Raw genomic sequence first — 9,191 nt, forward strand, 5'->3', positions numbered from 1 at the left:
TTGCACCGACGCACCGCGCGGCACCGAGAGGCGAGGACCCGACGATGAGCTCTCCCGACCAGCAGGCGGGGCGTCCGGCCGGGCCGCCCCCCGCCGAGCCGGGTACGCCGGAGGAGCTCGCCCTCGCGGCCGGTTTCCCGGCCGCCACCCGGGAACAGTGGCGGGAGCTGGTCGCCGGGGTGCTGCGCAAGGCCGGGCGGGACGACCTGCCCGACCCGGTCGAGGACGCGCTGCGCCGGACCGTGGCCACCGGGGTCACCGTCGCGCCGCTGTACACCGCCGAGGACGTCGGCGACCTGCCCACCGCCGTCGGGGTGCCGGGGGCGCCGCCCTTCGTCCGCGGCTCCCGGGCGGGTGGCGCCGAGGTGGAGGTGCCGGCCGGGTGGGACGTCCGGCAGCGGCACGCCGACCCCGACGTCGCCCGCACCCGGGAGGCGATCGCCGCCGACCTGGAGAACGGCGTCACCTCGCTCTGGCTGGTGCTCGGTGAGGGCGCCCTCCCGGTCGAGGCGCTGGGGGACGTGCTCGCCGACGTCTACCTGGACCTCGCGCCGGTGACGGTCGACGGGGGGCCGGTGGCGGCCGAGGCGTTCCTCTCCCTGGTCGAGGGGCGCACAGACCTCGCACCGGGCGGCTGCCTGGGCCTGGACCCGCTGGGCGTGCAGGCGGCCACTGGGGAGGAGCAGGACCTCACCGGCCTGGCCGGCCTGGCGCGCCGCGCTCCCGCGGGCTGGCGCACCGTCGTCGTCGACGGCACGGTGTTCGCCGACGCCGGCGGGTCGGTGGTCGAGGAGCTCGGCTGCGCGATCGCCGCAGGGGTGGGCTACCTGCGGGCCCTGACCGACGGCGGGCTGCCGGTGGACGAGGCGTTCGGCCAGCTGGAGTTCCGGCTCTCCGCCGGGGTCGACCAGTTCACCACCATCGCCGCGCTGCGCGCCGCGCGCCGGTTGTGGAACCGGGTGGGCGAGGCCAGCGGGGTGGCGGCGGAGCACCGGGCGATGCGCCAGCACGCGGTCACCTCGTCGGCGATGGTCACCCGGCACGGCGCGGCGGTGAACATGCTGCGCACGACGGTCGCCTGCTTCGCCGCGGGCGTCGGCGGCGCCGACGTCGTCACGGTGCAGCCGTTCGACGCCGCGCTCGGGCTGCCCGACGCGTTCGCCCGGCGGATCGCCCGCAACACCCAGACCCTGCTGCTGGAGGAGGGGTCCGTGGGCCGGGTGCTCGACCCGGCCGGCGGCTCCTGGTACGTCGAGGCGCTCACCGAGTCGATCGCCCGGGCCGCCTGGGCCTGGTTCACCGAGGTGGAGCGGGCCGGCGGGCTGTCCGCCGCGCTGGCCTCCGGGCTGGTCGGCGAGCGGATCGCCGCCGCCTGGGCGACCCGGCAGGAGCGGGTGGCGCACCGCACCGACGCGGTCACCGGCGTCACCGAGTTCCCCGACGCCGCGGAGGTGCCACCGAGCCGCCGGCCGGACCCCTGGCGGCCGCCGTCCGGGCCCGGCGGGCTGCCCCGGGTGCGCACCGCCGAGCGGTTCGAGGCGCTGCGCGACCGCGTCGAGGCCACTGAGCCGCGGCCGGCGGTGTACCTGGCCACGCTCGGCCCGGCCGCCCGGCACACCGCCCGCACCGGCTTCGCCACGAACCTGTTCGCCGCCGGCGGGCTGCGCACGCCGTCCGGCGACGGCGCCTCCGGGTTCGCCGAGGCCGGGACGACGGTGGCCTGCATCTGCGGCACCGACCGCGACTACGACGCCGACGGCGCAGCGCTGGCCGCGGAGTTGCGGGCGGCCGGCGCGACCCAGGTGTGGCTGGCCGGCACCGCCGACGTCGCGGGCGTCGACGGGCACCTGTCCACCGGCTGCGACGCCCTCGCCGTGCTGACCACCGTCCTCGACCAGCTCGACGTCCCACCCGCGCTTCATCGCGAGAAAGCACCCGCGCCTTCTCGCGCTGAAGCGCAGGGTCCCGACCTGGAGGTGCGGCCGTGAGCGCGATCCCCGACTTCGGCGACCTGGAGCTCGGCGCTCCGCAGGCGTCGGCCACCGGCACGGACTGGGCGTCGGCGTTCGCGCAGGCCACCGGGCGGACCCCGGCCGAGGCGGCCTGGCAGACCCCGGAGGGGATCGCCGTCCCGCCGCTGTACACCCCGGCCGACCTGGCCGGGCTGGACTCGCTGGCCACGTACCCGGGCATCGCGCCCTACCTGCGCGGGCCCTACCCGACGATGTACACCACCCAGCCGTGGACCATCCGGCAGTACGCCGGGTTCTCCACGGCCGCGGCCTCCAACGCCTTCTACCGGCGCAACCTGGCTGCCGGGCAGAAGGGCCTGTCGGTCGCCTTCGACCTGCCCACCCACCGGGGCTACGACTCCGACCACCCGCGGGTGGTCGGAGACGTCGGGATGGCCGGGGTGGCGATCGACTCGATCCTGGACATGCGGCAGCTCTTCGACGGCATCCCGCTGGACCGGATGAGCGTGTCGATGACGATGAACGGCGCGGTGCTGCCGGTGCTGGCGCTCTACGTCGTCGCGGCGGAGGAGCAGGGGGTGAGCCCGGACCAGCTCACGGGGACGATCCAGAACGACATCCTCAAGGAGTTCATGGTCCGCAACACCTACATCTACCCGCCGCAGCCGTCGATGCAGATCATCAGCGACATCTTCGCGTTCACCTCGCAGCGGATGCCGCGGTACAACTCGATCTCGATCTCCGGCTACCACATCCAGGAGGCCGGAGCGACGGCCGACCTGGAGCTGGCCTACACGCTCGCCGACGGCGTCGAGTACCTGGAGGCGGGGAAGGCCGCGGGCCTGGACGTCGACGCCTTCGCCCCGCGGCTGAGCTTCTTCTGGGCCATCGGCATGAACTTCTTCATGGAGGTCGCGAAGCTGCGGGCCGGGCGGCTGCTGTGGGCCCGGCTGGTCCGCGAGGCCGGCGCGACGAACCCGAAGTCCATGTCGCTGCGCACCCACTCGCAGACCTCGGGCTGGTCGCTGACCGCGCAGGACGTCTACAACAACGTCGTCCGCACCTGCCTGGAGGCGATGGCCGCCACCCAGGGGCACACCCAGTCGCTGCACACCAACGCCCTGGACGAGGCGCTGGCGCTGCCCACCGACGCCTCCGCCCGGATCGCCCGCAACACCCAGCTGCTGCTGCAGCAGGAGTCCGGGACGACGCGGGTCATCGACCCGTGGGGCGGGTCGGCGTACGTGGAGAGGCTGACGTACGACCTCGCCCGCCGCGCCTGGGCGCACATCGAGGAGGTCGCGGCGCACGGCGGCATGGCGCAGGCGATCGACGACGGCATCCCGAAGCTGCGGATCGAGGAGGCCGCGGCCCGCACCCAGGCCCGCATCGACTCCGGCCGCCAGCCGGTCATCGGCGTCAACAAGTACCGGGTCGAGGCCGACGAGGCGGTCGAGGTGCTGCGGGTGGACAACGCCGACGTGCTGGCCCAGCAGCGGGCGAAGCTCGCCGAGCTGCGGGCGACCCGGGACGAGGCCGCGACCCGGGAGGCGCTGGCCCGGCTCACCGACGGCGCGCGCGCCGCAGCCGAGGGCCGTCGGGGTCCCGGGCTCGAGCAGAACCTGCTGGCGCTGTCCATCGCCGCCGCGCGGGCGCGGGCGACGGTGGGGGAGATCTCCGACGCGCTGGAGGCGGTGTACGGGCGGCACGCCGGTCAGGTGCGCACCATCTCGGGTGTGTACCGCGACGAGGCCGGCGAGGCCGGCGCCATGGCCGAGACCCGCGCGCTGACCGACCGGTTCGCCGAGGCCGAGGGGCGCCGGCCGCGGATCCTGGTGGCCAAGATGGGCCAGGACGGGCACGACCGCGGGCAGAAGGTGATCGCCACCGCCTTCGCCGACCTCGGCTTCGACGTCGACGTCGGCCCGCTGTTCCAGACCCCGGAGGAGGTCGCCCGGCAGGCGGTGGAGGCCGACGTGCACGTCGTCGGCGTCTCCTCGCTGGCCGCCGGCCACCTGACCCTGGTGCCCGCGCTGCGCGACGCACTCGCCGAGCTGGGCGCCGACGACGTGCTGGTCGTCGTCGGCGGGGTGATCCCGCCCGACGACGTCCCGACGCTGCGGGAGATGGGCGCCGCCGCGGTCTTCCCGCCCGGGACGGTGATCGCCGAGGCCGCGCAGGAGCTGCTGCGGACGCTGTCCGCCCGGCTCGGTCACCCGTGAGAACCCCCGCCAGGATGGCCATTTGGGCGGAAGGTAGGCGACGGTGAGCCGGGAGGTCGACGTCCCGGCGCTGGCCGAGGGGGTGCTCGCCGGCGACCGGCGCTCGGTGGCCCGGGCGATCACCCTGGTCGAGTCACGCCGGGCGGACCACCGCGACCGTGCCCAGGAGCTGCTGGTGCGGCTGCTGCCGCACGCCGGAGGCGCCCGCCGGGTGGGGATCAGCGGGGTGCCCGGCGTCGGCAAGTCGACCTTCATCGACGCCCTCGGCGTGCAGCTCACCGCCGCCGGGTCGCGGGTCGCGGTGCTCGCGGTCGACCCGTCGTCGGCGCGCTCGGGCGGGTCGGTGCTCGGCGACAAGACCCGGATGAGCCGGCTGGCCGTCGACCCCGCCGCCTTCATCCGGCCCGCGCCGACCGCGGGCACCCTCGGCGGGGTCGCCCAGGCGACCCGGGAGTCGATGGTGGTGGTCGAGGCCGCCGGGTACGACGTGGTCCTGGTCGAGACCGTCGGCGTCGGGCAGTCCGAGATCGCCGTCGCGGAGATGGTCGACTCGTTCCTCTTCCTCACCCTCGCGCGCACCGGCGACCAGCTGCAGGGGATCAAGCGCGGCATCCTGGAGATCGCCGACGTGATCGCGGTGAACAAGGCCGACGGCCCGGGGGAGGCCGACGCCCGCCGGGCCGCCCGCGAGCTGGCCGGGGCGGTGCGGATGCTGCGCGGCCCCGGGGACGACGTCCCGGTGCTCACCTGCGCGGGGCTCACCGGCGCCGGGCTGGCCGAGGTGTGGGCCGCGGTGGTCGCGCACCAGGACCGCCGGCGGGCCTCCGGGGAGCTGGACCGGCGGCGGCGCGAGCAGCAGGTGCGCTGGGTCTGGCAGCTGGTGCGCGACGGCCTGGAGCACCGGCTCCGGGAGCACCCCAGCGTCCGGTCGCTCGCGCCGGAGCTGGAGCGCGAGGTGCTCTCCGGCGAGCTCACCCCGGCGCTGGCCGCCCGCCGGCTGCTGGGTTCCTTCCTCGGCTGACCGGCCGAGCACCCTCCGGGGTGGCGCTCCCGCGTCGGTGGGCGACGGCGGGCGCCGCAACAGTGACAATGGTGCCGGCAGACGACGGTCCACGCTTGGAGCAGCACACCATGACCCGCATCGTGATCATCGGCGGCGGCCCGGCCGGGTACGAGGCGGCCCTGGTCGCCGCCCAGCTCGGCGCCGACGTCACCGTCGTCGAGCGCGACGGCATCGGCGGGGCGAGCGTCCTGTCCGACTGCGTCCCGTCCAAGACCTTCATCGCCTCCGCCGGTGCGATGACCGCGGTCCGCGACTCCGCCACCCTGGGCGTCACCGGCACCGAGCTCGGCCGGGCCGCCATCGACCTCGCGGCGGTGAACACCCGGATCAAGGGGCTGGCGGTCGCCCAGTCCGCCGACATCCACCACCGCCTGGCCTCCGAGGGCGTGCGGATCATCGGCGCCGCCGCGCGGCTCGCCGACGAGGTCCGCGGGCTGACCGTGCACCGGGTCGAGGTGCTGGACGCCGACGGGCAGGTGACCGAGGTGCTCGAGGGCGACGTCGTGCTGATCGCCACCGGTGCCGACCCCCGGGTGCTGCCCGGTGCGGAGCCCGACGGCGAGCGGATCCTGTCCTGGCGCGACGTCTACGAGCTCACCGAGATGCCCGAGCACCTGGTCGTGGTCGGCTCCGGCGTCACCGGCGCGGAGTTCGCCTCCGGCTACCTGGAGGCCGGCGTCCCGGTCACCCTGGTCTCCTCCCGCGACCAGGTGCTGCCCGGCGAGGACGCCGACGCCGCCGCCGTGGTCGAGCAGGTCTTCCAGTCCCGCGGCGGGCGGATCGCCGAGCGCGGCCGGGCACAGAGCGTGGTCCGCACCGAGAAGGGCGTGCGGGTCGAGCTCACCGACGGCCGGGTGGTCGAGGGCTCGCACGCGCTGATGACCGTGGGCACCGTGCCGAACACCAGCGGGCTGCAGCTGGAGCAGTGCGGTGTCGAGGTGACCGGGTCCGGGCACGTGGTCGTCGACCGCGTCTCGCGCACCACCGTCCCCGGGATCTACGCGGCCGGTGACGTGACCGGCGTCTTCCAGCTCGCCTCGGTCGCCGCGATGCAGGGCCGGATCGCCATGTGGCACGCGCTCGGGGAGGCCGTCGCGCCGATCCGGCTGAAGACGGTCTCGGCCAACGTGTTCACCCACCCGGAGATCGCCACCGTCGGCGTGCAGGAGAAGACGCTGACCGAGGACGCCGACGTCGAGGTCGTGCGGCTGCCGCTGGCGACCAACGCGCGGGCCAAGATGGGCGACCTGCACGACGGGTTCGTGAAGCTCTTCACCCGCCGCTCCACCGACGTCGTCGTCGGCGGTGTCGTGGTCGCCCCGGGGGCGTCGGAGCTGATCCTGCCGATCGCGCTCGCGGTCACCAAGGGCCTCACCGCCGCGGACCTGGCGCAGACCTTCGCGATCTACCCGTCGCTGTCCGGGTCGATCACCGAGGCCGGCCGCCGGCTGATGGGGATCGAGGACGAGCACAGCTGACCTGAGCTGTGACGCACGGGGCCAGCGGGGGGCCTGGCGCGGACACGCACCGGGATCCGGGCCGCGGTGGACCGGAGCCCGGTCCCGGCTGCCGATGCTGAGGGCGGTCCCGTCTGCCCTGGAGTCCCCGTGCCCCTCGCTCTCCGCCAGGCACCCCGCCGCCTGGTCGTCTCCGCCGTACTGAGTCTCGCGCTGCCCGTGACCCTGCTGGGCGGTTCGACCGCCCGTGCGGAGCCGACGCCGCCCGCCCCGGGCGAGACCGTGGTCGGGGAGCTCGTGCAGGCGTACGCCGACCCGGGGCCGGGTGAGGCGGAGGAGCACGGGGCTCACGAGGACGGGGGCCACGAGGACGGGGAGGACGCCCGGCTCAGCTGGGTCCGCAGCGACGACGGCGACACCGTCCGGGTGCCCACCGAGGCCGTCGACCACGTCCAGCTGGGGGCCACGGTCCAGGTGACCCTCGGCGACCAGGTGCGGGACGAGGCCGTCGCCGAGGGGCTGGAGCCGGCCCGCGAGGTGCTCCAGGCGCAGGTCGTCGCACCGGCCGAGGAGCCGCCGACCGCGGGCGCGGTGGGCCCGGTGAACCACCCGGTCACGGTGGTGCTCCTGCAGCCCGGCCGCATCGCCAAGGACGGCCGGACCCTGGCGCAGGTGAGTGCCGCGGTCGACGGCGGCGTCGCGGAGTTCTGGGAGCGCGAGTCCGGCGGTGCCGTCCGGTTCGGGACCGTCGCCGGGTTCGACTGGACGCCGGTCGACGCGACGTGCGCCGACCCGCACGCGCTGTGGCAGGCGGCCGCGGACCGGGCGGGGTGGACCGCCGGCGCGGGCAAGCACCTGCTGGTCTACGTGCCGGAGAACGCACCGGGCTGCAGCTTCGGGCTCGGCACCGTCGGCACCGGACCCGGCAGCGGCGGGGTGTCCTACGTCCGGGGCATCGCCACCTCCTTGATCGCCCACGAGTTCGGGCACAACATCGGGCTGGGGCACGCCTCGGCCCGTCAGTGCGACGGCGTCATCGAGGGCGGCACCTGCCGCACCCTCGCCTACGGGGACTACTACGACGTCATGGGCGTGTCCTGGGACCAGGTCGGCTCGCTGAACCCGCCGCATGCTGCGGCCCTCGGGGTGCTGCCGGCGGACCAGTGGGCCGCGCTGGCGGCCACCGACGCCGGCGGCACGTACACCCTCGCCCCCTACGGTGACCGGACCGGGCTGCGGGCGCTCCGGCTCACCGGGCTCGACGGCAGCGTCTACTGGCTGGAGAACCGGGCGGCCACCGGGGCGGACGCGTGGCTGGGCACCTCGGCGAACTGGCCGGGGATGCGCCCAGGCCTGCTCCTGCGCCGGGCCGCCACCGGGAACGACACCTCGCTCCTGCTCGACGGCTCCCCGTCGACCTCGACCGGGTGGGGCGCTGACCAGGCGTTCCCGTTCGACCCGTCGGTGGCCGGCCCGCACGCGCTCGCCGGTGGGGCGTTCTTCCTGACCATCACCGGGTCGTCCACCGCCGGCGTCACCGCGGAGGTGACGACGAGCTCCCCGATCACGGTCGCCCACCAGGCCAGTGGCGGGGACGGCGGCCCACTCGGTCCGCCCGTCGCCGCGCAGGTCTGCGGACTCCGCGGCGGGGGGTGCTCCCGGCAGTTCGAGAACGGCAGCATCCACTGGTCGCTGGCCACGGGCGCGCACTCGGTCACCGGCCCGGTGCGCACCCGCTGGTCCGCGCTCGGACGGGAGTCCGGATCGCTGGGTTACCCGGTGACCGACACCGTCTGCGACGCGGCCGGGTGCGTGCAGGCCTTCCAGCGCGGTTCGCTGGCCGGGCCGGTGGGGGCGCAGGCCTGGGTGCTGAGCGGGGCGGTGCGCGACCGCTGGACCGGCTCGGCGCTGGTCGGCACCGTCGGCCTCCCCACCGGTGACACGTTCTGCGGCTTGCCCAGCGGCGGCTGCGCGCAGCACTTCCAGCGCGGCTCGGTCTACTGGCAGCCCGCGGTCGGCGCGTACACCGTGACCGGTGCGGTCCGCGACGGGTGGGCCCGGACGGGGTGGGAGCGTGGTGCGCTGGGTTACCCGGTGCGGGACACCACCTGCGGGCTGGCCGGTGGCGGCTGTTTCCAGCACTTCCAGGGCGGGTCGGTGTACAGCAGCGCGTCGACCCCGGCGGTGGTGCTGACCGGGGCGCTGCGGAGCGGGTGGGCGGCGCGGGGCTGGGAGCGGAGTGCGCTGGGCTATCCGGTGCAGGGGCAGGCGTGCGGGTTCCGGTCCGGTGGGTGTCTGCAGGCGTTCCAGCGTGGGGCGTTGTACTGGACGGCGGCGACGGGGGTGCGTGCGGTGCTCAGTGGCCCGGTCCGGGACGCGTGGGCGCGGACGGGCTGGGAGAACGGGGCGCTGGGCTATCCGGTCAGCGACACGGTGTGTGGGTTGTCCGGGGGTGGCTGTTTCCAGCACTTCCAGG

The 9,191-nt window shown here is 75.6% G+C and carries 4 protein-coding genes and 1 pseudogene; all 5 read left to right on the top strand.

Features of this window, described 5'->3' with window-relative positions; genetic code table 11:
• Positions 1-44 precede the first annotated feature (44 nt).
• Positions 45-1,988, top strand: coding sequence for a methylmalonyl-CoA mutase subunit beta (locus ACI79Y_RS03765; RefSeq protein WP_457157182.1), 1,944 nt, complete (start codon positions 45-47; stop codon positions 1,986-1,988).
• Complete coding sequence (scpA, locus tag ACI79Y_RS03770; protein ID WP_457157183.1) at positions 1,985-4,195, top strand: methylmalonyl-CoA mutase; 2,211 nt, start codon at positions 1,985-1,987, stop codon at positions 4,193-4,195. The genes ACI79Y_RS03765 and scpA overlap by 4 nt, the downstream gene beginning before the upstream one ends.
• Positions 4,196-4,238: 43 nt before the next feature.
• The gene (gene meaB / locus ACI79Y_RS03775) at positions 4,239-5,216 is read left to right on the top strand and encodes a methylmalonyl Co-A mutase-associated GTPase MeaB (RefSeq protein ID WP_457157184.1); all 978 of its coding nucleotides are present in this window, start codon (positions 4,239-4,241) and stop codon (positions 5,214-5,216) included.
• A gap of 110 nt (positions 5,217-5,326) precedes the next feature.
• Entirely contained in the window at positions 5,327-6,736 is a 1,410-nt protein-coding gene (locus ACI79Y_RS03780; RefSeq protein ID WP_457157185.1) for an NAD(P)H-quinone dehydrogenase, read from the top strand.
• 129 nt (positions 6,737-6,865) lie between these two features.
• A pseudogene (locus tag ACI79Y_RS03785) lies at positions 6,866-9,191 on the top strand (hypothetical protein); the annotation flags it as partial.

Source organism: Modestobacter sp. SYSU DS0875, from assembly GCF_054050915.1.